Origin of the sequence: Atopobium minutum 10063974 (assembly GCF_000364325.1) — a bacterium.
GTDB lineage: Bacteria > Actinomycetota > Coriobacteriia > Coriobacteriales > Atopobiaceae > Atopobium > Atopobium minutum.
Window position 1 is genome coordinate 710242 of sequence record NZ_KB822533.1, and the last position, 24608, is coordinate 734849.

Sequence of the window (24608 nt, forward strand, 5' to 3'; positions counted from 1 at the left end):
AGCATAATTAAGATGAAAAAAAGTCTTGCATCATTCTTGCATTATTTCTTTATAACATCTAAACTTACTAGTAATCTGATTAAAGGATTGTTACCCGTTTGGGGCAAGACCTGAGAGATGCCATCAAGGCGTCTCTCAGGTCTTTTTTTGTTTCAGAGCGTTACAGGAAACAAACAAGATGCCAATCGGGGGCAAGAGGTAAGCAACAAGAAAGGGGTTCAAATGGCTGTTGATAAGTCTCAGACACCGCAAGCTATTTTGGACGCTGTGGGTGGTGCTGACAATATTGTTAGCTTTACCTGCTGTGCAACTCGTCTTAGGTTTGAGCTCAAGGATGCTTCAAACATAGACGCTGCTGCCATCGATCAACTTCCTGGTGTATTGGGAACCGTCCCTCAGAGCGGTAACCGCTTCCAGGTAATCATTGGTGGAGCAGTACAAACCATGTACAACGAGATCTCCAATTTGCCTGAGATGAAAAAGAGGGGCGGCAAGTCCAACTCAGATATTAAGAGTGAGTATCGTGCAAAGACGCAGGGCAAGAACGCGTTTATCGACTCCTTCTTTGAGTATCTGTCGGATTCATTCCGTCCTATTTTGGGCGTCTTGCTTGGCGCATCACTTATCATTGCCTTTGCCGCAATGATGGAGGCCTTGGGCATTCAGGCCTTTAACAACGTTGATTCCAAGCCTGGTGGCTGGGTCTTTATCGACGCTATGTGGCGTGCCGTTTTGTACTTCCTGCCGGTTATGATTGCCTATAACGCATCCAAGAAGCTCGAGATCGATCCTTGGTTGGGCGCCACGATCATGTTTGCGGTTATGACTCCTAACTTTATAAGCTTGAGCTCCAACTATGACACCACTGCGGTAACCAATGCTACGTTGGGTACCACTTCGTATGTGGCAAACATCTTTGGTCTGCCCATGCAGCTTAATGATTACGGTGGACAGGTCTTTGTTCCTCTGATCATGGTGGCTGTTCTGTCTTTGGTATATCGTGGCTTCAGGAAGATTTTCCCCGAGAATGTACAGATGGTATTCGTACCATTCTTCTCGATGATCGTTATGATTCCTTTGACCGCCTTCATCATTGGACCTATCTCCATTTGGCTGGGCTCTGGTATTGGTGCTGGTCTTGCATGGCTTAACTCCACCGCACCTTTCATTTTTGCAATTGTCATTCCTCTGATTTACCCCTTCTTGGTTCCTCTGGGTCTGCACTGGCCTTTGAACGCTTTGATGCTTGTTAACATCAACACCTTGGGCTATGACTTCATCCAAGGTCCTATGGGTGCTTGGAACTTTGCATGCTTTGGTGCTACTGCAGGCGTTTTGTTCATTGCTATGAAGGATCGCGACTCCGCAATGCGTCAGACCGCAACGGGTGCTTTGGCTGCTGGTCTTTTGGGCGGCATTTCCGAGCCTTCTCTGTATGGTATTCACCTTCGTTACAAGCGCATTTATCCTCGTATGCTCGTAGGCTGCGCAGTTGGTGGCGTTGTTATTGGTCTTTTGGGCCTTTCTTCCAACGGTGTTCACACCTCTGCATTTGCTTTCACTTCTTTGCTTACCATCCCTGCATTTACTCCTATGAGCACCTATGCCATTGCTTTGGCAGCAGCGTTCTTTACGTCCATGATTTTGGTAATTGTGTCCGACTACCGCACCCCCGAGCAGCGCGCTGAGTTCTATGCCGCTCGCGATGAGGCTGAGGCTGCTGCAGCTGCTGCCGATAAACCCCAGCAGGATGGCGCTGCTCCTCAGGCTGCTGCTCAGGCCAATCAGACCGAGCAAGCCGTAGCTGAGGGCATCAGCTGCGAGGTAGTTGCCGCAGTTCCTGGCAAGGTTGTTTCGCTTGATGAGGTTAACGATAAGGTCTTTGCTTCTCGTGCTTTGGGCGAGGGCGTGGGTATTGTTCCCACATCCGGCACCATTGTGGCTCCTGTAGCTGGTACGGTTTCCGTTGTGCAGAAAGCAGGTCACGCTTTTGGTATCAATACTGCTGAGGGCATTGAGCTGTTGGTTCACGTGGGCATTGATACGGTAGAGCTAGAGGGCAAGGGATTTGAGCCCAAGGTATCAGTTGGTCAGAGCGTTGCTGCAGGCGACACCCTGGTTGTGGCAGACCTGGATGCCATCAAGGCTGCTGGTTATGACACCACTACCTTGGTTGTCATTACCAACACCCAGGACTTCTCGTCCGTAAAACCGCTGACTGGATTTGATGCAACCACTACCTCTCCAATCATTGAGGTAACAAAATAAGGTTATTTACTGGTATAAGCCTGTCGCCTGTTTGTGCGGCAGGCTTATACTGTATAGAGTGGTTTCTCTGAGCTACGGTATACTATGCACGTCTAGCGGAGAAGGTCATGAAGCTACTACGAGTCTTTAACAACAACGTTATCCTTGCGCGCAATGCGCAGGGCCAGGAAGTTATTCTTACTGGTAGAGGCCTAGGTTTCCAAAAGAAGCCGGGCGATACGGTTAATGAGGCTATGGTTGCTCAAACCTTTGTGTCTACTAATGGTCGCGACGTGGATCATATGGCGCAGCTTATCTCGGGTATTCCCTTAGAAATTTTACATATCGTAGAGAAAGCTAGTGCGCAGGCGGGTATTACGTCGGTTAACGAGAATAACCCGGCGCTCATCATTGCCCTTGCGGACCATGTTTCTATGGCTATTGAGCGCGCTAAGAATAAGAATGCATTTGCATATCCGCTTGCAGCAGAAGTACGGCATCTGTACCCAACGGAATACTGTCAGGCCGTGCTGTTAGTGCAGGCAATCAATGAGCTGCTTGCACAAGACAGAGCTTTGGTAGCAGTAACGCTGCCACAGCAAGAAGCTGTGGCCTTTACGCTGCATCTAGTTAACGCCAGTTTTGCCCAAGGTAACCTTTCTAATACCTATAAGATGACCGGCATCATCCAGCAGATTCTTGACGTCTTATCCCAGCACTACGACATGGATTTTGATGCGTCTTCCATCAACGTTGCACGCTTTATTACACATTTGCGCTATCTGTTTGTACGCATTAGCCAAAACAAACAGCTCTCTGGTACCAAAATGGATGTCATTGCAGAAGAGATCAATGCAACATTTCCCGATGCTGCTAAAATCGCATCTATTCTCAGCAGTATTGTTGCTTTGCGTACCGATGCCACGCTTACAGACAATGAGCTGGCATATCTCACCTTGCATATCGCACGCTTGGTCCAGGACAATGAGGCCAAAGAGCAGCTGCAATAAAAATCCCTCGGCAGGCGAGGGATCACACACTCAGATATACATCTAAATGAAGTAGGTATGGAGCGGCAGACGGGACTCGAACCCGCAACAGTCAGCTTGGAAGGCTGATGCTCTACCAATTGAACTACTGCCGCATGGTCGGGGTGACTGGATTCGAACCAGCGACCCTCTGCTCCCAAAGCAGATGCGCTACCAAGCTGCGCCACACCCCGATTCGCTCTGGTAAGTATAGCAAGCTTTGTGACTAATTCAAGCCGCGCGCTCCCAAAGTTCTTAATCTGCATGAAAACTTTCTTGTACCCCATGGTTGCATGTACAGTTTGTTACGAGCTTTGAGGAAATATCGGTTCGCTCAGCATAAACAGGTATGCTTTTCTCGGTAAAAATAGTCTAAGGGTCCTCGCGTCCTAAAGGTCAATCCATATCATGTTTTAACAAGGGCCCGTACCAGGGCTCATAGTAGGGGAGAAGTAATGTCGTATTCTTCTGAGGTAATTTCTAAGCTTAAAGAGCGGTATGCAGATCAGCCAGAGTTTATCCAGGCGGCAGAAGAGGTGCTTGCGAGTTTGCAGCCTGTGTTAGATGCCCACCCCGAGTATCAAGAGCAGGCGTTGTTGGAGCGCTTGGTAGAGCCAGAGCGCATCATTATGTTTAGGGTTCCCTGGACGGACGATGCGGGTAAGGTTCAGGTTAACCGCGGGTATCGCATTGAGTTTAACTCCGCCATTGGACCTTACAAGGGTGGCTTGCGCCTGCATCCCAGCGTTAACCTGTCCATTCTTAAGTTTTTGGGCTTCGAGCAAATCTTTAAAAATAGTCTGACCACGCTTCCCATGGGTGGTGGCAAGGGCGGATCCGACTTTGATCCCAAGGGTAAGTCTGATCGTGAGGTCATGGCATTTTGTCAGAGCTTTATGACGGAGCTGTATCGTCACATTGGTCCCAACACGGATGTTCCTGCTGGCGATATTGGCACGGGTGCGCGTGAGATTGGCTATCTGTTTGGTCAGTACAAGCGTCTGCGCAATGAGTGGTCTGGCGTGCTTACCGGAAAAAGCCTGAGCTATGGTGGTTCTTTGGCACGCACCGAGGCAACGGGTTATGGTGCCGTATATTTTCTCATCCATATGCTTGCCGAGAAGAACCAAGAGCTTGTGGGTAAAACCATATGCATATCCGGCGCGGGTAACGTTGCCATCTATGCGGCACAAAAGGCTCAGCAGCTGGGCGCTACCGTAGCGACGGTATCCGATTCTTCTGGCTATGTGTATGATCCTGATGGCATTGATATTGCCCTGCTTAAGGACGTAAAGGAAGTAAGGCGCGCTCGCCTGACTGAGTATGCAAGTGCTCGTCCTCATGCCGTGTATCATCAGGGCAAGCGTCCCTGGAATGAGGTTTGTGACATAGCCATGCCCTGCGCTACACAAAATGAGCTTTCTCTTGCAGATGCTCAAGCGTTGGTGGCACATGGTTGTAGCTATGTGGTAGAGGGCGCCAATATGCCTACCACCTTAGAAGCAACAAAGTATTTGCAGGAAAACGGTGTCTTTTTTGCACCTGGCAAAGCGGCAAATGCCGGCGGCGTTGCGGTTTCTGGTTTGGAAATGAGTCAAAACGCCGAGCACCTCTCATGGACGTTTGAAGAGGTGGATCAGCGCCTGCAATCCATTATGGCTTCCATCTACACAGCCGCTTCTGGTGCTGCAAAGGACTATGGTCATGAGGGTGACTTGGTGTTTGGTGCCAACATTGCAGGATTTACTAAGGTAGCTCAGGCCATGATGGCCCAGGGAATCTGCTAAAATTGTTCGGCGTGGCCTTTAGTGTGTAAAAAATGATGAGGACATAACGTTCGCGTGTTTTGACCGTGAACTAAGTGGGTAGACACTGTTTGTCTGTTATCATATCAAGGCTGTATGCCTTTGTTGCGGGCGTGGTGGAACTGGTAGACACGCTAGATTTAGGTTCTAGTGGGTAACCCCCGTGAAGGTTCGAGTCCTTTCGCCCGCACCAGCATACATTTAAACAGATGCAGGCGGTTACCGTGGTAGCCGCGTAGGTTCAAGACACACTGGAGGAACGTTGAAGATCACCGTCACCGCGCAGGAGCCCCAGGATAATAAGGTTGCTGCACAGCTTACCGTCGCTGCTGAGGATGTAAACAAGGCAGTTGCTCAGGCATACAAGGACATCGCTAACAAGTACAACTTCCAGGGCTTTCGCAAAGGTAAGACCCCTCGTCCTGTTATTGATGGCATTGTAGGCAAAGACGGTGTTCTGGGCCAGGCCACTAACGATCTTCTCAACCAGGCAGAGCCCTTCATGCTTGAAGAGCTGGACATCACACCGGTAGGCGAGGTTTCCTATGGGGATAAGCCCGTCTTAGTGGTAGAGGGTTCTGATTATGTGGTAGATGCAACCATTCCCGTTCGTCCTGTCGCAGACCTTGATTCATATGATGCTCCCGAGATTTCCATGCCTCCCGCAGAGGTAACCGAGGCAGAGATTGACGAGCAGGTGGATACCCTTTTGTCCTACCGCACCTCTTATGAGGACGTAGAGGAGGATCGCACTGCCGCTGCAGATGACATTGTTAATGTTGATATTGAGAACGTAGAGAACGCAGAGCGCTTTGCTGGTCAGAACCGCATGCTCGCGTTGGATGGCAAGGGTCTTCCCGAGGCATTTGACGAGGGCATCAAGGGCATGAAGAAGGGTGAGACCAAAGAGATTTCTTGGACTGAGTCTCACGGTGAGGGCGAGGACGCTCATGAGCACAAGTTTGCTCTCAAGCTTACCCTCAACGCAATCAAGGTTGCTGTTACTCCTGAGCTTACGGATGAGCTGGCTGAGAAAGGCTTTGGCTTTAAGTCTGTAGCAGAGCTGCGCGATGGTCTTAAGTCCGAGATTGAGTCTGATAAGAAGAACACCCTTCCCACGCTTAAGGAGAATCGCGTGCTTGCTGCTATGGCTAAGCACCTCCAGCTTGAGGAAGTTCCTTCTGAGTATGTAAACCAGGTATTTAATGAGATCACGCAAAACTTCCTCTCTCAGCTGCAGTCCCAGGGTATGAGCTTGGACGGCTGGCTGCAGATGCAGGGCGTTTCTGCTCAGGACTTCATTGCTGACCTTCACAAGCAGGCAGAAGAAAACGCTCGTCAGAGCCTGACCCTTGAGGCTATTGCTCGCAAGATGGGCTTTGAGGCTACTCCAGAAGATATCGAGAAGGAATTTGAGGAGTCCGGCGCTCAAAATCCCGCAGAGCTTATCGAGAACTGGCGCGAGAATGGCCAGCTTCCTGCAATTCGTGCTGCCATTAGGCGCAACAAGGCTCTTGACTGGCTGGTAGATAACGCTAAGGTAACCGAGGTAGATGAGGTTGCCGAGCGTCGCGCTGCCAAAAAGGACGAAGCCACCAAGGACGACGAGAAGTCCGATAAGTAACTAAGGCTCGTAGCTATACAGGAAGGGCTGTGCTATCTATGCACGGCCCTTCTGTCAAAAATGGTCGTTACGGTCTTTGTCATTGCATAGAAAGGGGAATTGCATGTTCAATCCTACCAATACTCCGCTCATTCCTTACGTTGTCGAGCAAACTCCGCGCGGCGAGCGTAGCTATGACATCTACTCACGTTTGCTTAACGACCGCATTGTCTTTTTGGGCGAGCCCGTTACGCGGGACTCCGCCAATTTGGTAATTGCGCAGTTGCTGCATCTGGAAAGCCAGGATCCCGACAAGGACATCTCTTTGTACATTGATTCTCCCGGTGGTGATGTGTACGCGGGTTTGGGTATTTTGGATACCATGAACTTTATTAAGCCTGATGTATCCACCATTTGCGTGGGCATGGCTGCATCTATGGGTGCGGTACTGCTTGCCGCTGGTGCCAAGGGCAAGCGTTTTGCGCTTCCTAACTCCATGGTGCTTATCCACCAACCAAGCTCTGGTGCTCAGGGTCAGCAAACGGATATCCAGATTGTTGCAGATGAGACCAAGTATATTCGTGAGCACCTTAATGGTTTGCTCGCTGGATTTACTGGTCAACCCATTGAGACCATCAATGCAGATACCGAGCGCGATAATTACATGCGTGCTCAGCAGGCAATGGAGTATGGCCTTGTCGATAAGGTCATTACTTCTCGTAAGGAAAGCGCCAACATATCCGAGGAGCGCTAATGTCGGACTTTAATGGCAAAGGCAAGGATCCAGAGCTGCACTGTTCGTTTTGCGGGAAATCGCGCGATCAGGTGCGTAAGCTTATCCAGGGTCCTGGTAGCGTATTTATTTGCGATGAGTGTGTTGTTGCGTGCAATGACATCATTTCTGAGGCAGATGCCTTTGCTACTGAGGTACCTGAAGAGGAAGAGCAGCTTGAGCTGGCTCCGCTCATTAAAAACTTGCCCACGCCTCACGAGATCTATGATGAGCTTTCACAGTACGTTATGGGTCAAGAGGATGCCAAACGTGCTATGAGTGTAGCGGTGTACAACCATTATCGCCGTGCACTTGCTGGTGATGATGTCTTGGAGGATGACGAGGAGGAAGTGGAGCTCGCAAAGAGCAACATCTTGCTGCTTGGACCCACCGGTACGGGTAAGACGCTGCTTGCACAAACCCTTGCACGCTTTTTGGAAGTGCCCTTTGCCATTGCTGACGCCACAACCCTTACCGAGGCCGGCTATGTGGGTGAGGATGTTGAGAACATCCTGCTTAAGCTTATTACCGCTGCCGATGGTGATGTAGAGCGTGCTCAAGTGGGCATTGTCTACATTGATGAGATTGATAAGATCGCACGCAAGGCAGAAAATCTGTCCATTACGCGTGATGTATCTGGTGAGGGCGTACAGCAAGCGCTGCTCAAGATCCTTGAAGGCACACAGGCAAGTGTGCCTCCTCAGGGTGGTCGTAAGCATCCTCAACAGGAGCTTATCCACATTGATACCACTAACATCCTGTTTATCTGCGGCGGTGCCTTTGTTGGTTTGGACAAGATTGTGGCAGACCGCATTGGCAAAAAGGGTGTGGGCTTTAACTCTGAGCTTGCCACCAAGGTGGAAGACTCTCAGGATGAGCTGATGAGTGAAGTGACCCCTATGGACCTGCATAAATTTGGCATGATCCCCGAGTTTATCGGCCGTATTCCCGTAATCACTTCTACCCGTGAGCTGCGTGAGGATGACCTGGTCAAGATCCTGACTGAGCCCAAAAACGCTATTGTTAAGCAGTATCGCCGCATGTTTAAGCTTGAGGGCGTACAGCTTGAGTTTGAGCCTGAGGCGCTGCGTGCGATTGCGCGCATGGCACTCAAGCGTGGCACGGGTGCTCGTGGTTTGCGCGCTATTTGCGAAGCAACCCTGCAGGATACGATGTTCAACATTCCCGATGACCTGACTATCGAGAAGGTCGTGGTGACTGAGCGCTCAGTTAATGGCTCTGAGCAACCGCAATTCATAACCTCGATAAAGAGCCGCAAGTAGCGCTTTGCAAAAAACAGAGAACCGTACCTAATCCTCTTGTCGGTAGACAAGAGGATTATTTGTGTATAGAGGATTTATATGCAGGAAGGCAGATGGGGAAGCGTGCAGCCAAGAACAGGCTTGCGTTATAGCTTTGCTATGCGGTAATAACAGTCCGCACACACAGATTTGTAGCTCACATCTGCTTGATCATCAATCTCAATCTGATTGCCTTCAAACGAGGGTTTGCCATTGACATAACGCATGTTAAATGTTGCTTTTTTACCACATGAGCAAATGGTCTTAATCTCTTTGATGTCATCAGCAATTTCTAACAGGCGGGTGGCACCGGGAAATCCATCGGTTCTAAAGTCCGCACGCAGACCGTAGCACATAACAGGTATGCCTTTGGTATGTGCAAAGATGTGTAGTTGATTGACCTGCTGAGGGGTCAAAAACTGGGATTCATCTACGAGCACACAGGCAATGGGCACCAAGCGCTCCTCAAAAAGACAAGCGAGAACGTCTTGCATATTGTCATCGTTGTGCAACAGGCGATCAACGGTACGTTGTGTGCCTAGCCTGCTTACCACCGTGTTATCACCCTTAGTATCCACGGAGGGTTTGAGTACCACCACATGCATGTCACGCTCTTCATAATTGTAGGCAACTTGTAGCAAAGAGGTAGACTTTCCGCAGTTCATAGCACCATAGGTGAAATACAATTTAGCCATTAAGAAATCCTTTGCTCAAACATGCCTGTGCTCAAAATGAAGACAGCTGGTCAGAGGTGAGTAGGTCTCATCTATTATTGCGCATTTGTGCCGCGCTGCGCTCGACTCTTTTCTATGTATTGGGTCAGCGCGGGGCCAGCTACTACACCAGTTATGACAAGCAAAAATCCCTTGCAGAATTTGTAGATAACGTTTGTTTGCATAAGAAATTTAAGCGGCAGCAAAACACCTACAAAGCAAACAGCAATAAGGCCCAGGCCACATACAACACGCAGCCGTCCTTGCTGCCTATTGGAATGATCAATCGTGAAGTTTACAAAGCGCTTCTCGGCCCACCATGAAACACCCAAGCCCGCCAAAAGGCCTGCAGTGGTAAAGGCATCCTTTTGCATCTCTACCACGGAGATAGCCGTGCCAGCTTGTGGGATTGGATACGGTTTAAGCACGGTGTAGAGCATTAGCAGAAGCGCTAAGCCCATAAAGACAAATGCCACGGTAGCGGGGGAGTTGTTTTGTTGTTCCATCCACTTGAGGAGCAGGGCGCTCAGCCACAAAGAAAGAGCGCCTACGGCCATGCCTACCAGTACGTCTTGCGGCGTATGGACACCAAGTATATTGCGAGAAAGAGCCACCAAGATAGTGAGGATTCCGGCAAGAGGGAGCATCCAAGCCTTGAGGTGACGATACTGCCACCCCATAGCACCAAAAACAGATGCAGCGGTTTGGCTATGTCCACTGGGAAAGGAATATCCCGTGGCACCACCGAGGGCTGCCGGGGAAGGATGGATATGAGAAGAGCGCATCCAGGGGCGGGGGATACAAAAGTAGTCTTTGAGCGTCTGGTTGATATTGGTGCCTATGGCAAAGCTGGTAAGGACATACCAGCCAGCTCGTTTGTCTACGCACCAATACAGGAGCGCTACCACTACGATGGCAACAGGACCTACGATTACAGAGCTGACAAAATTAGAAAAGCCGTCCAGTATGGGACCCATGCTCTCGCGCAGTCCTTGTAACCACAACAGGTATGTAATATCCACCCTAGTCACCTCCCAAAGCGCTGGCGAAAATATTGGCAGCATTGTGAGCCACCTGTGCGCGGAGTGCAAGGGGATCCATAGCACGAATATGAGCGATCTTTTCTATGGTTTGCCACAGTGCATCCTGGATTTCTTGTGCCGTAAGATTTGTGTGTTCGGGTGCTGGGAGATCGGTTTCCGTGAGTAGCTGCGTCAGAGGGATTTGTCGGGCGTACTCACGACCTCGCTTGGTATTGAGCATCATAGGGTTTATCGAGAAAAAGCATCCGTGGGTGACGGCTTTGTGCAGGGTATCGCTCGGACCGCTGTACCAATGAAAGATGCACAGGCATTGCGTAAGGGCATCTGTGGCTTCAAGGATGCTTAGCACTTCTGGTGCAGATTGGACGGCATGGATGGACAGAACGCGCATCTGTCCGCTGGTCAAAGACGCTTCTGCCGCAGCCTTGCAGAGCTGTGTAAACGCAGCAATTTGAGCATCTTGAGAAGCGGGATCGGTGTGTTTAGGAGAAAAATCGAGACCAATTTCTCCCACAAAGTTCTGGTGCGCAATGAGTGTACAGGCAGTTTGTATGTCTTGCTGCGTGATAGAGCCGTCAGAGATCCACCAGGGATGAGCGCCAATGCCAATGCGAAGGTTTGGTAGAGAGCCTTTGCTGTTGTGGGCGTACATCTGTTGTGCAAACGCCTGAGAGCTTTGTGGTGTTACCGGAACTGCAAAACATGCCAAACCAAGCTGCTGCGCCTGGGCAAGTATGTGAGTGGGATTGTCACAAAAGTCCAGGTGAAGGTGCATATCGTAAAGCGTGTATGGCGACTGGGAAGCGTGTGCGACTGGCGTGGCGTGCGCTGCTGTCTGTGTAGTATCTGCTGTGGTTTGAGAAGTCATATCCCGCTCTTATCGGTGTTTGGTTTGGTTGTTGACTAAACCAGTGAGATCGCGGATAACGCGACTGGCAAGCATCTGTCCCATGATGGGTGGAAGATAGCTCATGGTTCCCAGAAGAGAACCCTTATCGCGCTGGTCACCTTGCTGCCCATCCTGTTGTTCGTTATCGCTACCAAGAGCGGGCAGTGGTACTTCATCAGAATAGAGCACCTGCAGCTTACGGATGCCGCGCTTTTTGCACTCCTTGCGCATAATGCGTGCTACGGGACATATGGTGGTTTTCTCGATAGAAGCAAACTTAAGATAGGTGGGATCAATTTTGTTGGCACCACCCATAGAGCTAATCTCGGGGATGGCGTGCTTTTGACACCAATGCGCCAGCGCAAGCTTTTGAGAAATGGTGTCTATGGCATCCACAACGTAGTCGGGGCGCTCAAGGCTGTCCAAAATCTCATCTACGGTCTTGGGCAAAAACGCATGAATGGTTTGTACCTCTGCATTGGGGTTAATGTCGTGGATAAGTTCTGCCATAACTTCCACTTTACTGCGGCCTTGTGTGCTATAAAACGCTACTGCCTGACGATTGATATTACTCAGCTCAACCGTGTCCCGATCGAGCAAGATAAATTTTCCTACGCCGCCGCGCGCAAGGGCTTCTGCACAGTTGGAACCTACGCCACCAATGCCAATGATCATAACGCAGCTGTTGGAAAGCTTTAAAAGCGCCTCTTTGCCCATGACAAGCAGTAAGCGCTCCATGGCAGGATTGTTATTCATGCGGTGATCCTTGCGTGATGGTCATATTTTGGAAGCGAGCAGCAATAAACTCATCGGTATAGTTAGCATCTACCCAGGCTTCAAAAGCGTTTTGTGGGGGAATGCCTTTATCGCGCAGTGTTTTGCGTCCAAAGCACATGACGGTCATAAAGATATCTGCCGATAAATACAGGGCAAGAAGGGAGATAAAGATCAGCTGGCGCTGCGTGGTTATCATCCCAATCCTATATAGCAAGTCGGGCATAATAATGCGTGCCCAAGCAAGGCCTAATATGCCCCAAAAGAACAAAAAGCGCCAGGCAACCCATTGAGTAATGTGGTCAGGAAGATAGATGTATGTCCAGCTTGAGGCATGAAAGAAAGTCTCCATACCCCAGCCGGTAAGCTGCTCTAAGGCACCACCAACAACTACGGATACAAAAAAGATGGTCATATTGTTGGCATTACGGCAACGTAAGTGCCAACAAATAATGGTAAGCAGGGTGGCTCCAAAGCCATAGAGCGGAGAAAACGGACCCCACACCAAACCGACGCGGCTTTGGGTTAGGCCGGCTGTAAAAAACATCCACAGCTCTTCCAGTACAAGGCCCGCTACACTGCCTATCAAAAAAATGATAATGAGCTGGTAGGGCTCGAGCTTCATATAGGACAGGTAGGCCTCACGTGCGCGGTCTACGGAATGCTGAATGGCATCACGTTGTTCTCGCGAGAGATGCTTTTGGCCGGTGCGCAAGCTCGCGATAATACCATGGTCATGACGGACCTTCTCGGCCTGTGCTACATAGGCTCTAATTTGGGCAGCATATTGAGCCTCTACGGGCATGTTTTCGCCTACCAGGTGGTACACGGAAGTGCCGTGCCCCAGCCAAGAAATAAAGCGGCGTGCAATAGCAACAAGTATCCGCAGCACAAGAAGTGCTACCAACAGGGATATAAGAGCAAGTAACATACAAAGGCTCCATACGATTAGAAAACAAATAGCTATTGTCTCACATACGTCTAAACTATGGTATTCCTCCACCTAGACTATGGTATTCCTGCAGTAAAACGCATAGCTTGATCATGTTAAAACAGCTGTGAGCATTAGCGTGCTATTCTGCTTGGTATACTTGTTTGTTCGTAACTACTATGTCGTAGCTATGGCCTTACGCCAGGCCATGTAAGCGCACCAAGAGAAGGCAGAGGGTATCGTGGAAGAAATGCCTAAGTCGTATGATCCTCAAACGAGTGAGCCAGAACTTATTCAAAAGTGGATGGATGCTGGTTGCTATCGTCGGAACAAGGGTGTAGGGGATTGCACGGTTGTTATTCCGCCACCAAACGTTACGGGCATTTTGCACATGGGCCATGCAATGGATGACAGCATCCAAGATAGCTTTGTGCGCTACAACCGCATGCGTGGCCGTTCTACCCGCTGGATCGTAGGTACTGATCACGCTGGCATTGCCACCCAAACCAAGGTGGACAAAAAGCTTAAGGCGCAAGGTATTTCTCGCCTGGAAATAGGGCGTGAGCAGTTCTTAGATGCGTGCTGGGATTGGACGCATGAGTACGGCGGTACCATTCTTAATCAGATCAAGCGCATGGGTTGCTCGGTAGACTTTGAGGACGAGAAGTTTACCATGAGTCCTGAGTATGCGCAGGCCGTGCGCAAAGTCTTTGTCGAGTGGTATCACAACAAGCTGATCTACCGCGGGAAGCGTATTGTTAACTGGTGCCCTCATTGCCTGACAGCTATTTCTGATGATGAGGCCGAGTATCGTGATGAGAAGGGCCATCTGTGGTACCTGCGCTATCCACTTACGGAGCCTGTGGATGGCATGGACTACATTACCGTTGCGACAACTCGTCCGGAAACCATGCTGGGTGATACCGGTATTGCGGTTTCTCCTTCCGATAAGGACAAGCAAAAGTTGGTGGGCAAGACTGTTATGCTACCCATTGTTAATCGAGAAATTCCTATTTTTGCGGATTGGCATGTCGATGCCGGGTATGGCACGGGCTTTGTTAAGGTAACGCCGGCGCATGACCCCAACGATTTTGCTATGGGTCAGGCACATGATCTGCCCCAAATCAATATCTTTGACGAGCACGCTCATGTGGTGGAGGGTTACGGAGACTTTAGCGGTCTGAGCGCCACCGAGTGCCGTGCTGCCGTGTTGGATTGGTTTGAGCAGCACAATTTATTGGACCACACGGAGGACCTTGAGCACTCGGTTATGCATTGCTACCGTTGCGACACAACGCTTGAACCTTGGTTGAGTGAACAGTGGTTTGTTGCGGTTGACACACTTAAGGCGCGTGCAACGCAGGTGGTCAAGAGTGGTGAGCTGAACTTCCACCCACAAAGGTGGACGCAAACTTACCTTACCTGGATGGAAAATCTTAAGGATTGGTGTATTTCTCGCCAGCTGTGGTGGGGGCATCGTATTCCGGTCTTTTATTGCGATGACTGTGGATGGCAGGATGCACTCATGCAGGATACCGATGTATGTCCTGTGTGTGGCTCGCACCACGTGCATCAGGATGAAGATGTGTTGGACACCTGGTTTTCTAGTCAGCTCTGGACCTTTGCTACGCAGGGATGGCCTCAGGATACTAGCCAGCTTGCAGAGCATCATCCCACCAAGGTATTGGTAACAGCTCGTGACATTATCGCCCTTTGGGTAGCGCGTATGGTTATGAGCTCGCTGTACTTTACAGATGAGATTCCCTTCCATGATGTGTATATTTACGCCACCATTTTGGCTAAGGATGGCAGTCGCATGTCCAAATCCAAGGGCAATGGCGTAGATCCCATGGAGCTTATGGAGAAGTACGGCGCAGATGCCATGCGCTTTAATTTGCTCACGCTTATTACCAACAACCAGGACGTCAAGTTTGACGCCACCATAGATAAGAAGACAAAGAAGCTGCTTGATTCTCCCCGTACCGAGCAGGCAAAAGCCTTTGTTACCAAGATCTGGAACGCCAGCCGCTTTGTTCAGATGAACCTGGATGGCTACACGCCTGGTCCTGCTCAGGCGCAAACGCCCGAGGACGCGTGGATGCTGTCTCGCTTGGCTCGTACGGTTGCACAGACCACCAACCAGCTGGAAGGCTATGAGTTTGGCGACTATGCCCGCTCCATTCAGGCGTTCTTCTGGAATGAGGTCTGTGACTGGTACATCGAGCTGTGCAAGGGCCGTCTTTTGGATGGTACGCCCGACCAGCGCTTGCAGGTGCAGCGTAACTTGGTGTATGTGCTGGACGTAAGCTTGCGTCTGCTCCATCCCGTTATGCCCTTTGTTACCGAGAAGATCTGGGACGCGCTTCCTGCCTCTGGCTTGGATGCTCATGATGCCCCGTTCTTGATGGTGGCTGCATGGCCTGAACCTGATGCTTTGCAATCTTTTGTCAACACCAAGGCCGAGAATGACTTTGAGCTTGCTCGTCGTGTTATTTCCAGCGTCCGTTCGAGCCGTGCTCGCTATCGTTTGTCTCCCAAGACGGAACTTGCTGTTGTGGTAAAGGCCTCTGCAGAAGAGCTTGCGGTACTGGAAGCACAGCGTGACTTTATAGCCCACGTTGGTCGTGTGAGTGAGCTTACCCTTGCGCCTGAGGCAGACAAACCTGCTGGTAGCGTAACCGTAGCAGACGGTAGCTTGGAGATGTACATTGCTCTTGGTGGTTTGGTAGATTTGTCTGCAGAGGCGGCGCGCGTTCAAAAAGAGCTTGCTGGTGCAGAAAAAACCTATGCGTCTGTTGCAAAGACCCTAGCAAATGAGGCGTTTGTAGCTAAGGCTGCTCCTGAGGTTATCGCCAAAAAACAAAGCCAGGCAGCAGAATTAGAGGCTACGATTGCAACGCTTAAAGCCCAGGTAGCAGACTTGTGCTAAACAATGAGGAGCAGTCAAAGTGAACGATCGCAGATCTCTTATTCCAAAATGTAAGCAGTCCTTGCGCGAAGAGGCCTTAGCGCGCCGTTCATCCTTGTTAGCTTCTGAGCGTGCTGCGCAAGCAAGTGCCATCACCACGCACCTGCTTGCCCTACCTGAGTGGCAGCAGGCAGATACCATCTTTGCATATGTATCTTTACCCGCGGAAGTTTCGACCGTTGCTCTTATTGAAGCCGCATGGGAACAGGGTAAAACGCTGGCTTTTCCTCGCGTGGACCAAACAACCAAGCGCTTGTTGTGGTATAGCTGCAAGCCACAGCCTAGTTATGCACAGCTTGCCGCCACAGACCAGCTTGCAGATGCTGGTTTTGAACGCAGCGCTTTTGGGGTATGGGAGCCTCTGGAAAATCCCGCTGCTTTGCTTAAGGTGGGGGAGGGCTATCCAGAAATTGCGGGGGCACGCCCTGCACAGGGAGTGGCCGCCTATGCTCCTGTAAAAAATCCACAGCAACTAGCGGTGATTCCCGGGCTTGTCTATGATCATGTGGGCTATCGTTTGGGATATGGTATGGGCTGCTATGACAGGTTTTTGTCGATATTCCCAGGCTTTAGTGTAGGCGTTGTACACAGCTCCAATTTGATTTACAGCTTAGAAAGTGAACAGTGCTTGACCAACAGAGATCTTCCTGTTCGCTGTGTCATTTGTGATACGCAGGTAATTCGTCCCTAAGTTTTTAAAGCACTAAGGAAGGTTTGCCATGGCTAAGACCGATATTGAGATTGCTCAAGAAGCACAGCTGTTGCCCATTGTTGACGTGGCAAAAAAAGCGGGTTTAACTGAGCAGATGCTGGAGCCTTACGGATACACCAAGGCTAAGGTAGATATCCATTCTCTTACCGATAAGCCCCAAAAGGGTAAGCTTATATTGGTGAGTGCCATTAACCCCACGCCAGCGGGTGAGGGCAAAACAACCACCTCGGTTGGCTTGGCGGATGCAATGAACAAGCTTGGCCACAATACCTTGCTGTGTTTGCGTGAGCCGTCGCTGGGGCCTGTCTTTGGTATTAAGGGCGGTGCGGCTGGTGGTGGACACGCCCAAGTTGTTCCCATGGAAGACATTAACCTACACTTTACGGGCGATTTTCATGCCATTGGTGCGGCCAACAATCTGTGTGCTGCGCTGCTGGATAACCACATTAAGCAGGGTAATGCCTTGGGTATTGATCCCCGTCGTGTGGTTTGGAAGCGTTGCGTGGACATGAATGATCGTCAGTTGCGCAACGTAGTGGATGGCCTGGGTGGTATTGCCGATGGCATGCCCCGCCAAGATGGCTTTGACATCACGGTAGCCTCGGAGGTTATGGCTTGCTTCTGTTTGGCAACGGATTTGCTTGATCTCAAAACCCGTTTGGCTCGCATGGTCATTGCGTATACCTATGATCGCAAACCCGTTACCGTGGCAGACATTAAGGCTCAGGGTGCTATGACGGCCCTGCTTAAGGATGCTATTAAGCCTAATCTGGTCCAGACGCTTGAAAACAATCCTGCATTTGTCCACGGTGGACCTTTTGCCAACATTGCCCATGGCTGTAATTCAGTATTGGCAACCACCACGGCGCTCAAGCTTGCGGACTATGTGGTAACCGAGGCCGGTTTTGGCGCAGATTTAGGTGCCGAGAAGTTCTTGGATATTAAGTGTCGCGCGGCAGGTATTGCACCCAGTGCTGTGGTGCTGGTAGCAACGGTTCGTGCGCTTAAGTATAACGGCGGCGTTGCTAAGACAGAGCTGTGCGAGGAGAACTTGGCTGCTCTTGAGGCTGGTATGCCCAACTTGTTGCGCCACGTTCAAAACATCAAGGATGTTTATGGCTTGCCCGTTGTGGTGGCCATCAATGCCTTTCCTACCGATACCGCAGCGGAGTTGGCACTGGTGGAACAAAAGTGCAATGAGCTTGGCGTGCATGTTGCTTTGTCTGAGGTGTGGGCCAAGGGTTCCGAGGGCGGCTTAGCTTTGGCACAAGAACTGGTACGTCTGTGCGAAGAACCCAGTCATTTGCAATATGCCTATCAAACGCAGGATAGTATCGAGAAGAAACTCCATGACCTTGCTACAAAGATTTACTATGCAGATGGTGTAGATCTTACGCCAGCTGCTGCAAAACAGCTCAAACAGCTGGAAGAGCAAGGGTTTGGTAACCTGCCGTTGTGTGTTGCTAAAACGCAGTATTCCTTCTCGGATGATCAAACCAAGTTGGGCGCTCCTACGAATTTCCGCATTACCGTGCGTAACCTGCGCGTTTCTGCTGGTGCAGGCTTTATTGTGGCGCTTACGGGTGATATTATGACCATGCCGGGACTGCCCAAGATTCCCGCTGCAGAAAAGATTGATGTAACTGAAGACGGTACCATCGTAGGCCTGTTCTAAGTACACATCTGTTTTAACGCTGTGTTATTTACGGGAGGATGTTTGATTACGCCGGTTACAGACCTAAGCTGCATGGACTATGTTCGCCAGGTGGGACAAAAGCAGTCTATTCCAGGAGGCGGTTCGGTTACGGCACTGGTAGGTGCCCTTGGAGCTTCCTTGGGCTGTATGGCCGCCTCATTTACTCAGGGTAAGCCTGCCTTTTTGCAATATGATGACCGTCTGGTGGAACTTATCGCCCAGCTGGAAAATCAGGCAGCAGAACTTATGCTTCAGGTTGATTTTGATGCCAAAGCAGTAGAAGAGCTTGCACAGGCTTGGGCACTCTCTAAGACCAATCCTGCGCGTGATGCGCAGATACAGGCTGCCACGTATGCTGCGACCAAAGCGCCCCTAGCCATGATGCGCGCCCTCGTTCAAACAATTGTGCTGCTAGAAGATCTAATTGGTGTCTGCTCTCGGCTACTTTTATCCGATGTGGGAACGGGTGCATTATTGTGCGGAGCTGCCCTTCAAGCAGCGGCACTTAATGTGTTTGTTAACACCAACTGTCTTGTGGATACCCGGCAGCGTACACAAATTGAATCTGAATGTGATGAGATCTTAGACCGCTGGTTACCGCGTGCCCATGCTTTGGCAACTACGGTATACGAACACATTCGCACTTCTCGGTAGGTAACTATGACACAACTTTTGCGCGGCACTCCTGTCGCAAAACAGATACAAGAACAAAGCGCTGCTCGTGTGGCGGCTTTAATCCAAAAAGGGGTAGAGCCTACGCTTGCGCTGGTGCGCGTAGGTAACAATCCGGACGATCTTTCCTATGAGCGAAGCATTCTTAAGCGCGCTGAGTCTGCGTGTGTGCAGGTTCGCACTCTCGTCTTGCCGCAAAATTGTACGACGCAAGAGGTACTTGCTGCGGTGGTGTCGCTCAATGAAGACCCTCATATTCATGGTGTGCTACTGTTTCGTCCCATGCCGCAACAGATTGATCAGGCGGCGGTGTGCGCGGCGCTCGATCCCAAAAAAGATGTTGATGGCGTAACACACAGCTCCTTGTATGGTGTGTTTGCGCATGATTCAGTAGGCTATGCGCCCTGTACAGCAGAGGCTGTCATACGCATGCTGGACTTTTATGAGGTCACCTTGGAGGGCGCGCATGTTGTAGTTATGGGGCGTTCGTTGGTAGTTGGTCGTCCTTTGGCTGCCCTGCTGCTTGCGCGCAACGCCACTCCTACCGTATGCCACTCTAAGACACGCCAGATTGAGAAGCTCTGCGCGCAGGCCCAGGTAGTGGTAGTTGCTACGGGACATCCACGGAGTTTCTCAGCAGCGGGAACCAACCCTGAGCAAGTGGTTATAGATGTGGGTATTACCTGGGACGAGGATGCTCAAGCACTGGTGGGTGATGTGGATTTTGCCAGCGTAGAGCCTCGGGTGAGCGCAATCAGTCCTGTACCAGGCGGCGTGGGAGTGCTTACCTGCGCCGTACTTATCGATCATGTTGTGAGCGCTGCCGAGCGCAGCATCAGCAAAAAATAAGGAAGGTCTATGGCTGTAGATAAACTCCGCGCTCAAGCTGCGGTACGTGAATTGTTGATCGCAATTGGAGAAGACCCGGATCGAGAAGGTCTTTTGGGCACGCCCGATAGGGTGGCGCGCGCGTATGAAGAGCTGTTGAGTGGTATGGAAGAAGACCCCGCGCACCATTTGCTTAAGCAGTTTCACGAACAGGACAACCAAGAGATGGTGCTGGTGCGTGATATTCCGTTTTCTTCCATGTGTGAGCACCATATGCTGCCCTTTGTGGGACGCGCTCATGTTGCCTATATCCCCAGAGAAGGCTGTATTACAGGGCTTTCTAAGATTGCTCGCTGTGTAAGCGGCTATTCTCACCGACTGCAGGTGCAGGAGCGCTTGACCGCGCAGATTGCGGACGCATTGGTAGATACCCTTAATCCGCTGGGTGTGTTGGTGGTGCTTCAGGCGGAGCATACCTGCATGACCATACGCGGCATCCATTCGGCAGGCTCGCAGACGTTTACCTCTGCTGTGCGCGGTTGCTTTAAGGCCAACGTTAAAACGCGAGAAGAGGCCATGGGGTTGCTCGGATTAAGGGGATAGGTATGGGGTATTCACTTCCTTTTGCGGTGACTGATTTTACGTATGACGAAGCACTTGCACATCTGCATGCAGCGCTGCGTTTTGGTATTGAGCCGTTATTGGAAACCGTGCAGGATATGCTTGTAGAATTGGGTAATCCCGATCTTGCCTTTAAGTCTTTGCAGATTGCGGGCACCAATGGCAAGACCTCGACTGCCCGTTTTGCAGCTGCATTACTGCGTGGCGAGGGCTATAAAACCGCTTTGTACACCTCTCCTGAGCTGGTTCACTACACCGAGCGCATGGAAATTGACGGCAAGCCAGTAAGCCCCCAGGATTTTGGGCATGGTATTGCCGCTGCTGCTCAAGCGGGCCAGCGCGTAAATGAGCGCCGCCGCGCTGCTGGTCTGCGTCCCTATGATATTACCGAGTTTGATACCCTTACCGTTGCAGCCTGCGTCATCTATGCCGAGAAGGGCGTTGAGGTTGCTGTCTTGGAGTGTGGCATGGGTGGTCGTTGGGATGCAACCACCGCCATTAAGTCCATATGCAGCGTGGCCATTACGGGCGTAGGTCTTGATCATACGCGCATTTTGGGAGACACGCTCCAGGCCATTGCAAAGGAGAAAGCCGCCATCATTCAGCCTGGTAGAACCTGTGTTTTGGGTGTTGGTACCGCAACGCCCAGTTCTGTAGAAGACATCTTTTTGCAGCAGTGTGCCAACTGTGGCGTTACCCCCACCTTGGTGCGTCCCCTACATGTTGAGGATGCACAAGGGCAAATGAACCCAGGTGAGCTGCGGTCCTACGATGCTTCGATGCCGCTCAATACAGCCAGCTACAAGATTGTGCACTATCCCAACAAGATTGGCGACACGGTCCTTGCTCATGTGACCACACCCTTTGCAAGCTACGGTAGTTTGGGTGCGCTCAAGCCCAGCTACCAGGTGGCAAACTACGCCTGTGCCACGGTGCTGGTGGAGCAGTTCTTAGGCTGTGCGCTGGATGAATCTCTAGCAGAGCGCAGTATTGTCCAGTGTCCCACTCCCGGGCGCTTTGATCTGGTATGTCCCTATCCGCCGGTTCTTGTAGATGCGTGTCACAATCCGCAGTCCGTCCAAACCTTCCTTACAGCTGTACGTGCTATTGCACCAAACAAAGAGGATCGTCCACAGCTTTTGTGTGCGGTTCTTGCCGATAAGGACGTTACGGGCATAGTAAACTTGCTGGCTGCAGAGTTTACTCAGGTATGTGTGACGCAAACACATTCCGCTCGTGCCTTACCTGCAACAGAGTTGTCCGCCCTCTTTGAGCAGGCAGGATGCATGCCTTCACAGGTTTTTCCCGATGTTGAACATGCAGTAGAGGCGCTTAAGGGCACATCATGGATAGCCTGTGGTTCCATCACATTGGCGGGTGAAGTTATTGGGATCCTGCGCTAGAAGCGTTTGGCGTACAATCTCTGCTAAAATCTTTGAGAAGCGTGCCTGCGCGTTTGAAACCGTACACTAAAGGAGTACTTCCTCATGTCTGACCTTATCAATCAGCTTATTACGCCCGAAGTACGCATGGTCATCTATCTGATGCTTGCATGCGTTGTTATGTTGTATGTTTTGTCCATCGTGTACGTTATTCGTGACGCCCAGCGCCGCGGTGCCGAGCCTTGGTGGCTGTGGGCGATTATCTCTGTTATTCCCATTGTGGGCTTGCTTGCCTATGTAATTTTGCGCCCAAGCAGCTATTTGGTGGACCGAGAAGAGCAAGATCTTGATATTGCCTTGCGTGAGCATCAGCTTTCTCACTATGGCATCTGCCCCAAATGTGGCACGCCTATTGACCGTGACTTTATTGTGTGTCCTATCTGCAATACACAGGTGCGCAATGTGTGCCCCACCTGTCATCGTCCTCTTAATGCGGACTGGAAGGTTTGCCCGTATTGCCGCACGCGCATTCAGTAGCCGCCGCCGGCCGTTTGCGGCTGTCTGCAACCGCCCGATAGGGTAGTGCTCTTGATGGTCCGGCGATGGTCTGGCAGTAATGACGGCAGCAGTTTATCTTTTCAGCTGCTGTATAGGTTTTTGCAGGTCAGCGCCCTTACAACTCCATAAATAACCTTCATACAGGATATGAAGCTCATGCCGAGAAGTTCTTCTCGGCATTTTTTGTAGTTCTGGTGGATGTGGACGAAAAGTTAAGGAAATGCCTATTTTGATAACGACGTTACATGTTATTGCTAAGCACAAATTTTTGACTTTAATTAAAAAATGAGTCAAAGCTGGTACGAATACGGAACACAAGAGTACTGCGCAAGTGTGCACAGAGCGCGTAACGTGCATTGAGCGCAAAAGATGTAAGGATGGATTGATTTTGAGTAAGAAGATGAAAAAATCTGCACAGGCAGTTATTGTTGCAACCAGTGCAATGACCGTGCTGTCATCGGTGCCAACTGGTGCAATTGCACATGACGGCACTACTGTAGCAGAGAACCCTACACCTGGTGTTGTTGCCGCTCGTTCTGATGTCCCCAAAACACAGATTGATCGTACGCCGGCAAAGAGCTTGGCGGAGGCTCAGGCTACCTTGGATAAGGCTAAGAGCTTGAGCGAGGCTGCGCAGAAAAAGGTTGACAGCCTTCAGGACGGTTATGATAAGGCTGCTGCTCAAACAAAACAAAAGGCTGCAAAAGCAGACACAGCCAATCAGGCTGTTCAAGCGAGCGACAAAGCCGGTGAAGCAGCTGTTACAAAACTCAAAACCGATGCTAACAAGCAGGTAGATGAGGCTCGTGCGTCTGTAGAGAAAAGCAAGAAGGATGTACAGGATGCACAAACGCAGCTTGATCAAGCTCAAAAGCAAAAACAGCAAGCCCAGCAAACTCTTGCTGCTCACAAAAAGGAAGTTGAAAAATATACCGCAGAGCTCGAAAAGGTAGACCAAGAACTCCAAGATGCTCTTAATAAACTTGCTCAAGCTCAAAAGGAACTTCATTCGCCCTCTGCTTTGGTAACCAAGCTAGAAAAGGAATACAAAGCCGCACAAGAGAAGCAGAAGCGCACCGAGACTGAGCTTAAAAAGCTTACTGCGCAGCTCAACACAGCAAAAGATCAGCTTACGACTGCAATAAAAACTGCAGAAGAGCGTAAGCAGGCTGTTAAGGATGCTCTGAAGCAGGTCTCTGATGTAGAGGCTGCCAAGAAAGCCGTGAGTTCTGAGCTCGCAGCGCTTATCGCCCAGCGTGATAAATTGGCTGCTGCAAATGAGCGCCTTACTAAAGCTACTGCACGAGCACAGGAAACGTCTAAGCAGCTTAGCACTGCTCAAGAGCAGGAGGCTGAGAAACAGCGTGCTCTTGAGACTGCAAATGAGCGTCAGAATGCTGCACAGCAGCAGCTTACAGATGCAAACGCGCAACTTGCTCGTGTTGCTCCTCTTGATTGGAATATTCTAAAAGATGCAACAGGGGATAATCCAACTTCGTTTAATGAAGTGAACGACCTCATTAAAACTTTGCGTATGAATCGCCTTAAAGCAGCAGCTGCTCAGACTGACTACACAACTGCGCAGCAGGCGCTTGATGATGCACGACGCAATCTTGCAGATGCATTGGCAGATTTGGCTTGGGCACAAGATCAGGTGAGGAATTTGTTGCCAAAGCCTCAGCCTGCACCTTCGGTGCCGGGTTCCCGTGTTAATCCTGGTACTGGTATCAGTAAGAGTGGTGCTGCTAAATCTGCAGACGCGTCTTCTGCAACTACTGCAACACCACAAGCAGCTCCTTCTACTCAGGACAAGAATAGTTCTGGATCTTTAGAAAAGAAGGACGAGAAGAAGCCTCAAACCACCCTCAAGGCAGATGGTGCTAACAGTACGGCAAAGGCTGAGAACAACGATGTTGTTCGTACAGGAATAATTGCTTCGATTGTTGCTCTTGTAGCAGGTGGCGGTGCGTTCTTTGTTGCAAAGCGTCGCAAATCTGACAATCAGGGGCAGTAGGTTTATTTCCTTCCGTGCACCTAAAAATGGTGCCTGGAAAGACTCGCGGTA

At 50.5% G+C, this 24608-nt stretch carries 20 protein-coding genes and 3 tRNA genes; 16 read left to right on the forward strand and 7 right to left on the reverse strand.

Going from position 1 to position 24608, the window contains the following annotated elements; genetic code table 11:
* The first annotated feature begins 222 nt into the window (after positions 1 to 222).
* Positions 223 to 2268 (forward strand): glucose PTS transporter subunit IIA, encoded by a 2046-nt coding sequence (locus HMPREF1091_RS03315; RefSeq protein WP_002563419.1) that lies wholly within the window; start codon positions 223 to 225, stop codon positions 2266 to 2268.
* A gap of 107 nt (positions 2269 to 2375) precedes the next feature.
* Entirely contained in the window at positions 2376 to 3257 is an 882-nt protein-coding gene (locus tag HMPREF1091_RS03320; protein WP_002563420.1) for a PRD domain-containing protein, read from the forward strand.
* Positions 3258 to 3315: 58 nt separating this feature from the next.
* Here the strand turns inward: HMPREF1091_RS03320 and HMPREF1091_RS03325 are convergent.
* Together HMPREF1091_RS03325 and HMPREF1091_RS03330 are read right to left on the reverse strand one after the other, a co-directional pair.
* Positions 3316 to 3391: transfer RNA gene (locus HMPREF1091_RS03325), tRNA-Gly, on the reverse strand.
* Between the two features lies 1 nt (position 3392).
* Positions 3393 to 3469, reverse strand: a tRNA-Pro gene (locus HMPREF1091_RS03330).
* A gap of 261 nt (positions 3470 to 3730) precedes the next feature.
* On the opposite strand from HMPREF1091_RS03330, the gene gdhA reads away from it, so the two are divergent.
* The 5 genes from gdhA to clpX all read left to right on the forward strand — a co-directional run bounded on the left by gdhA (position 3731) and on the right by clpX (position 8738).
* Complete coding sequence (gdhA, locus tag HMPREF1091_RS03335) at positions 3731 to 5062, forward strand: NADP-specific glutamate dehydrogenase (protein ID WP_002563421.1); 1332 nt, start codon at positions 3731 to 3733, stop codon at positions 5060 to 5062.
* Between the two features lie 125 nt (positions 5063 to 5187).
* Positions 5188 to 5273: transfer RNA gene (locus tag HMPREF1091_RS03340), tRNA-Leu, on the forward strand.
* A 69-nt stretch (positions 5274 to 5342) separates the two neighbouring features.
* Positions 5343 to 6704: a trigger factor gene (gene tig, locus HMPREF1091_RS03345; protein WP_002563422.1), complete on the forward strand. Its 1362-nt coding sequence runs from the start codon at positions 5343 to 5345 to the stop codon at positions 6702 to 6704.
* A 103-nt stretch (positions 6705 to 6807) separates the two neighbouring features.
* The gene (locus HMPREF1091_RS03350; protein WP_002563423.1) at positions 6808 to 7437 is read left to right on the forward strand and encodes an ATP-dependent Clp protease proteolytic subunit; all 630 of its coding nucleotides are present in this window, start codon (positions 6808 to 6810) and stop codon (positions 7435 to 7437) included.
* On the forward strand, positions 7437 to 8738 hold the full coding sequence (clpX, locus tag HMPREF1091_RS03355; RefSeq protein WP_002563424.1) for an ATP-dependent Clp protease ATP-binding subunit ClpX: 1302 nt from the start codon (positions 7437 to 7439) through the stop codon (positions 8736 to 8738). Before HMPREF1091_RS03350 ends, clpX begins: the two co-directional genes overlap by 1 nt.
* A gap of 125 nt (positions 8739 to 8863) precedes the next feature.
* Here the strand turns inward: clpX and HMPREF1091_RS03360 are convergent, their stop codons facing one another.
* From HMPREF1091_RS03360 to HMPREF1091_RS03380, 5 genes are all read right to left on the reverse strand, one after another.
* Positions 8864 to 9451 carry a thymidine kinase gene (locus HMPREF1091_RS03360; RefSeq protein ID WP_002563425.1) on the reverse strand — a complete coding sequence of 196 codons (588 nt, stop codon included), beginning with the start codon at positions 9449 to 9451 and terminating at the stop codon, positions 8864 to 8866.
* 74 nt (positions 9452 to 9525) lie between these two features.
* On the reverse strand, positions 9526 to 10491 hold the full coding sequence (locus tag HMPREF1091_RS03365; RefSeq protein WP_002563426.1) for a phosphatase PAP2 family protein: 966 nt from the start codon (positions 10489 to 10491) through the stop codon (positions 9526 to 9528).
* A 1-nt stretch (position 10492) separates the two neighbouring features.
* Positions 10493 to 11380 carry a TatD family hydrolase gene (locus HMPREF1091_RS03370; RefSeq protein ID WP_002563427.1) on the reverse strand — a complete coding sequence of 296 codons (888 nt, stop codon included), beginning with the start codon at positions 11378 to 11380 and terminating at the stop codon, positions 10493 to 10495.
* A gap of 9 nt (positions 11381 to 11389) precedes the next feature.
* Complete coding sequence (locus tag HMPREF1091_RS03375) at positions 11390 to 12157, reverse strand: tRNA threonylcarbamoyladenosine dehydratase (protein WP_002563428.1); 768 nt, start codon at positions 12155 to 12157, stop codon at positions 11390 to 11392.
* Positions 12150 to 13106: a putative ABC transporter permease gene (locus HMPREF1091_RS03380; protein ID WP_002563429.1), complete on the reverse strand. Its 957-nt coding sequence runs from the start codon at positions 13104 to 13106 to the stop codon at positions 12150 to 12152. Before HMPREF1091_RS03380 ends, HMPREF1091_RS03375 begins: the two co-directional genes overlap by 8 nt.
* A gap of 241 nt (positions 13107 to 13347) precedes the next feature.
* On the opposite strand from HMPREF1091_RS03380, the gene HMPREF1091_RS03385 reads away from it, so the two are divergent.
* The 9 genes from HMPREF1091_RS03385 to HMPREF1091_RS03425 all read left to right on the forward strand — a co-directional run bounded on the left by HMPREF1091_RS03385 (position 13348) and on the right by HMPREF1091_RS03425 (position 24557).
* The gene (locus tag HMPREF1091_RS03385) at positions 13348 to 16035 is read left to right on the forward strand and encodes a valine--tRNA ligase (protein ID WP_002563430.1); all 2688 of its coding nucleotides are present in this window, start codon (positions 13348 to 13350) and stop codon (positions 16033 to 16035) included.
* 19 nt (positions 16036 to 16054) lie between these two features.
* A complete protein-coding gene (locus HMPREF1091_RS03390; RefSeq protein ID WP_002563431.1) occupies positions 16055 to 16765 on the forward strand; it encodes a 5-formyltetrahydrofolate cyclo-ligase in 711 nt (236 codons plus the stop codon).
* A 28-nt stretch (positions 16766 to 16793) separates the two neighbouring features.
* Entirely contained in the window at positions 16794 to 18461 is a 1668-nt protein-coding gene (locus HMPREF1091_RS03395; protein ID WP_002563432.1) for a formate--tetrahydrofolate ligase, read from the forward strand.
* A 42-nt stretch (positions 18462 to 18503) separates the two neighbouring features.
* Positions 18504 to 19136 carry a cyclodeaminase/cyclohydrolase family protein gene (locus HMPREF1091_RS03400; RefSeq protein ID WP_002563433.1) on the forward strand — a complete coding sequence of 211 codons (633 nt, stop codon included), beginning with the start codon at positions 18504 to 18506 and terminating at the stop codon, positions 19134 to 19136.
* A 6-nt stretch (positions 19137 to 19142) separates the two neighbouring features.
* The gene (locus HMPREF1091_RS03405; protein WP_002563434.1) at positions 19143 to 20003 is read left to right on the forward strand and encodes a bifunctional 5,10-methylenetetrahydrofolate dehydrogenase/5,10-methenyltetrahydrofolate cyclohydrolase; all 861 of its coding nucleotides are present in this window, start codon (positions 19143 to 19145) and stop codon (positions 20001 to 20003) included.
* Between the two features lie 9 nt (positions 20004 to 20012).
* On the forward strand, positions 20013 to 20585 hold the full coding sequence (gene folE / locus HMPREF1091_RS03410; protein ID WP_002563435.1) for a GTP cyclohydrolase I FolE: 573 nt from the start codon (positions 20013 to 20015) through the stop codon (positions 20583 to 20585).
* 2 nt (positions 20586 to 20587) lie between these two features.
* A complete protein-coding gene (locus HMPREF1091_RS03415) occupies positions 20588 to 22006 on the forward strand; it encodes a bifunctional folylpolyglutamate synthase/dihydrofolate synthase (RefSeq protein ID WP_002563436.1) in 1419 nt (472 codons plus the stop codon).
* 84 nt (positions 22007 to 22090) lie between these two features.
* On the forward strand, positions 22091 to 22522 hold the full coding sequence (locus HMPREF1091_RS03420) for a zinc ribbon domain-containing protein (RefSeq protein ID WP_002563437.1): 432 nt from the start codon (positions 22091 to 22093) through the stop codon (positions 22520 to 22522).
* A 409-nt stretch (positions 22523 to 22931) separates the two neighbouring features.
* Positions 22932 to 24557, forward strand: coding sequence for a coiled-coil domain-containing protein (locus HMPREF1091_RS03425; protein WP_155887833.1), 1626 nt, complete (start codon positions 22932 to 22934; stop codon positions 24555 to 24557).
* The last annotated feature ends 51 nt before the right edge of the window (positions 24558 to 24608 follow it).

Bases quoted from the DNA above. Each gene is read 5' to 3' on its own strand.
- gdhA (WP_002563421.1), top strand. From the start codon at position 3,731: ATGTCGTATTCTTCTGAGGTAATTTCTAAGCTTAAAGAGCGGTATGCA.
- HMPREF1091_RS03395 (WP_002563432.1), top strand. From the start codon at position 16,794: ATGGCTAAGACCGATATTGAGATTGCTCAAGAAGCACAGCTGTTGCCC.
- HMPREF1091_RS03380 (WP_002563429.1), bottom strand. From the start codon at position 13,106: ATGTTACTTGCTCTTATATCCCTGTTGGTAGCACTTCTTGTGCTGCGG.
- HMPREF1091_RS03405 (WP_002563434.1), top strand. From the start codon at position 19,143: ATGACACAACTTTTGCGCGGCACTCCTGTCGCAAAACAGATACAAGAA.
- HMPREF1091_RS03320 (WP_002563420.1), top strand. From the start codon at position 2,376: ATGAAGCTACTACGAGTCTTTAACAACAACGTTATCCTTGCGCGCAAT.
- clpX (WP_002563424.1), top strand. From the start codon at position 7,437: ATGTCGGACTTTAATGGCAAAGGCAAGGATCCAGAGCTGCACTGTTCG.
- HMPREF1091_RS03360 (WP_002563425.1), bottom strand. From the start codon at position 9,451: ATGGCTAAATTGTATTTCACCTATGGTGCTATGAACTGCGGAAAGTCT.
- HMPREF1091_RS03315 (WP_002563419.1), top strand. From the start codon at position 223: ATGGCTGTTGATAAGTCTCAGACACCGCAAGCTATTTTGGACGCTGTG.
- folE (WP_002563435.1), top strand. From the start codon at position 20,013: ATGGCTGTAGATAAACTCCGCGCTCAAGCTGCGGTACGTGAATTGTTG.
- HMPREF1091_RS03370 (WP_002563427.1), bottom strand. From the start codon at position 11,380: ATGACTTCTCAAACCACAGCAGATACTACACAGACAGCAGCGCACGCC.
- HMPREF1091_RS03420 (WP_002563437.1), top strand. From the start codon at position 22,091: ATGTCTGACCTTATCAATCAGCTTATTACGCCCGAAGTACGCATGGTC.
- HMPREF1091_RS03415 (WP_002563436.1), top strand. From the start codon at position 20,588: ATGGGGTATTCACTTCCTTTTGCGGTGACTGATTTTACGTATGACGAA.
- HMPREF1091_RS03375 (WP_002563428.1), bottom strand. From the start codon at position 12,157: ATGAATAACAATCCTGCCATGGAGCGCTTACTGCTTGTCATGGGCAAA.
- HMPREF1091_RS03350 (WP_002563423.1), top strand. From the start codon at position 6,808: ATGTTCAATCCTACCAATACTCCGCTCATTCCTTACGTTGTCGAGCAA.